A 1,906-nucleotide genomic window follows, 5' to 3' on the forward strand; every position below is an offset into this window, starting at 1 on the left:
CGGGAGACGAGCTGGACCTCGGAGTCGTCGAAGGCCGCCCGTCCGCTGCGCCGGCTCAGCCGCAGCACGCCGCCGGCCGCGCCGTCGAGGGGCAGCGGGACCGCGACGACGGGCCCGTACGGGGCCGTGCCGTCCGCGGCGGTGAGTGGCCGTACCCGGGGGTCGTTCTCGGCGTCCGCGGTGGCCGCGGCTCTGCCGGTGCGCGCGGCCTGCCCGGCGAGGGAACCGTCCGCCGGGAAGGACCGGCCGCGCAGCCGCCCGGCGTCGGCGCCGTGCGCGGTCTCGACGGTGAGCCGGTCTGCGCGGGGGCCGGACGGGAGCAGCACGACGGCCTGGTCGGCGTCGGCCAGCTCGCTCGCGCGCCGGGCGATCAGTCCCAGCACCGCGCGGGCCTCGGTGCCGGCGAGCAGACTGCGGCTGATCTCGCCGAGCGCCTCCAGCCACTGCTCCCGGCGGCGGCTGTCGTGATATCTGCGGGCGTTGTCGATGGCCACCCCGGCCGCGTTGGCCAGCGTGGTCAGGACGGCCTCGTCGTCGGCGTCGAAGTCCGCGCCACCGCGCTTCTCGGTCAGGTACAGGTTGCCGAACACCTCGTCCCGCACGCGGATGGGCACTCCCAGGAAGCCGCGCATCGGCGGATGGTGCTCCGGGAGGGGGACGCTGCCGGGGTGCCGGGTCAGGTCGGTCAGGCGCAGCGGAGCCGGGTGGCGGATCAGTTCACCGAGGATGCCCCGCCCGCGCGGGGGCCGGCCGATCCGGTCCGCCGAGTCCTCGGCGATGCCGACGGTCAGGAACTGCGACAGCCTCCGTCCCTCGCCGATCACGCCGAGGGCGCCGTACCGGGCGTCGGTGAGTTCGACGGCCGCCTCCGCGATGCCGCGCAGCACCTGGGACAGCTCCAGCCCGCGCCCCAGGTTCATGACCGCTTTCAGAAGACCGTGCATGCGCTCCGGCACGTCGAGGCGTGGGTGCGACGGCATTGCCGCCTGCGCTGGTGGTTCGGGCATACCCGCCGTCCTGGGCCGGTGTGGTGCTCAGCAGCGTACGACAGGCGAGGTCCTGACCCGGGGGTCCGCGGGCCCGCCGGTGCGAAGAGGGGCCGTTGGGCCCCCTCGGGGTCCCGGGGGCTGGGGCCTTTGGACCCTATCGGGACGGGGTGCCCCTCGGTCGATCATGTGGCGGCGGCCCGGAAGGCCCGGTCACATCCCTCGTCCGTGGCCCTTCCCGGCCCGTCGCACGACATGAGCAGATCGGGAGGTCGCCGTCCGGTGGACGAGGCACAGATACAGCAGGTGGCAACCGCGCGCCCCAAGGCCGTGGTCGCCGTGGCGGGACGGCCGGCCGGACCGGCGGAGAGCCGGCCGTCCTGGACGGAGTGGCTGACGACCACGGACCACAAGAAGATCGGGACGATGTACCTCGTCACGGCCTTCGTGTTCTTCCTGGTGGGCGGCGTGATGGCGTTGCTGATGCGCGCGGAGCTCGCGCGGCCCGGGATGCAGATCATGTCGCAGGAGCAGTTCAACCAGGCGTTCACCATGCACGGTTCGATCATGCTGCTGATGTTCGCCATGCCCCTGTTCACCGGTTTCGCCAACTGGATCATGCCGCTGCAGATCGGTGCCCCGGACGTCGTCTTCCCCCGGCTGAACATGCTGGCCTACTGGCTCTTCCTGTTCGGCTCCTCGATCGCGGCTTTCGGCTTCCTCACCCCGGGCGGTGCCGCCGACTTCGGGTGGTTCCTGTACGCCCCGCTGTCCGACGCGGTCCACTCGCCGGGGCTCGGCGCCGATCTGTGGATCATGGGGGTGGCGCTGTCCGGCTTCGGGTCGATCCTGGGCGCGGTCAACTTCATCACCACCATCGTCTGCATGCGGGCGCCGGGCATGACGATGTTCCGCATGCC

General features: G+C 72.7%; 2 protein-coding genes. One reads left to right on the forward strand and one right to left on the reverse strand.

Annotated features, from left to right (window positions below; translation table 11 throughout):
• On the reverse strand, nt 1-944 hold a 944-nt coding region (locus M8J74_RS40600), incomplete at its 3' end, for a GAF domain-containing protein (RefSeq protein ID WP_308406183.1).
• Between the two features lie 324 nt (nt 945-1,268).
• Between M8J74_RS40600 and M8J74_RS40605 the strand changes: the two genes are divergently transcribed.
• Nucleotides 1,269-1,906, forward strand: a 638-nt coding sequence (locus M8J74_RS40605; RefSeq protein ID WP_372500428.1) for a cytochrome c oxidase subunit I, incomplete at its 3' end; no start/stop codon positions are given.

The organism is Streptomyces panaciradicis (assembly GCF_023516615.1).
Taxonomy (GTDB): Bacteria; Actinomycetota; Actinomycetes; order Streptomycetales; family Streptomycetaceae; genus Streptomyces; species Streptomyces panaciradicis.